Genomic DNA, 1,082 nt, shown 5'->3' on the forward strand with positions numbered 1-1,082 from the left:
TTTTATAACTGCTAAAGTTCTGCTAAGTAACTTACGGGCTATTTTAATAATTATCTTTTTGGTGTCCTTGCCATAATGCTTTCGATAATAAGCCTGCATCACCGGATCCGTTCGAATGGCTTGCCATGAAGCTTCTACAAAATATGAACGTATGAGTCGATGTGCTCGTGGGGTGATACCCATCGTTTTACTATTAGCTCCACTCTGATAAACTCCTGGAGCCAGCCCCACATAACCCGCCAAGTGTTTTATGCTAGTAAACCTGCGTAAATCTCCTAACTCACTAATAATTCAACAGGCTACAATGCCCCCAACCGGGGATGCTTCTAAGTAAATAATAATCTTTCTTAAAATGTTTACGACAATAGGCTCTTAACTGATTACTAACTAAACGTAAATCTTCATCTACAAACCGAAAATAACGCATACGACTATCTAAACTTGCTTTAGCTATAGGATACTGAAAAACCATATCATCTAACCAGCCTCGAAAACCATGACTCCAATGGTCATTATCGTATGGTTCTGGTACTTTTATTCCAAAGTAGAGCAACTGCATTTTTATGTAACTTTTGATACGTCTAAAATCTTTAACTAAATCATTACGCCTGCGAAACAAACTTCGTAAGGCTTAGCGATGTAAATCAGGAACATAAATACTACTTAATCGACCATCTTTAAGCTCTCTACTAATCAACTGCGCATCTATACGATCAGTCTTTGTAAAACGTTCTTTTCCCTTACGATGGATATCGGCAGGGTTAACAACTAAAGAACGCCATCCATAACTCTCAAAACAACGATGTGCATAATACCCACAACAACCTGCCTCATAAGCCGTACTAACATCATATTCCTGAAAATGCTTATCAACATAAGCTTTTAATTGCAATGGTTCTGGAGGCATACTAAAACTCTTACCGGAAAATAGATCTGTTGAACAATGAACTTTCCAACTTCGCTTGTGTATGTCAATTCCTATATATAAATTTGGTAAGGCAGTAATTTGAGTGTTCATGTCTTTTATTGTTTTGATGAACTTTAAAGATACTCGACTTACTGCTTTTTCATGGATGCTATAA

Annotated in this window: 2 protein-coding genes and 1 pseudogene; all 3 read right to left on the reverse strand. The window is 37.0% G+C overall.

What is annotated here, in order from left to right:
- The coding region (locus ACQYZ7_RS16655) for a transposase (RefSeq protein WP_430730833.1) at positions 1-243 on the reverse strand (243 nt) is incomplete at its 3' end.
- Between the two features lie 40 nt (positions 244-283).
- Positions 284-559 carry a hypothetical protein gene (locus ACQYZ7_RS16660; RefSeq protein WP_430730834.1) on the reverse strand — a complete coding sequence of 92 codons (276 nt, stop codon included), beginning with the start codon at positions 557-559 and terminating at the stop codon, positions 284-286.
- A gap of 72 nt (positions 560-631) precedes the next feature.
- Positions 632-1,082, reverse strand: a pseudogene (locus ACQYZ7_RS16665) (hypothetical protein); the annotation flags it as partial.

Origin of the sequence: Tenacibaculum sp. SDUM215027 (assembly GCF_050566205.1) — a bacterium.
In the GTDB taxonomy this organism is placed as follows: domain Bacteria; phylum Bacteroidota; class Bacteroidia; order Flavobacteriales; family Flavobacteriaceae; genus Polaribacter.

Coding starts and splice junctions, on each gene's coding strand:
- ACQYZ7_RS16660 (WP_430730834.1), bottom strand. CDS start 559: ATGCAGTTGCTCTACTTTGGAATAAAAGTACCAGAACCATACGATAAT.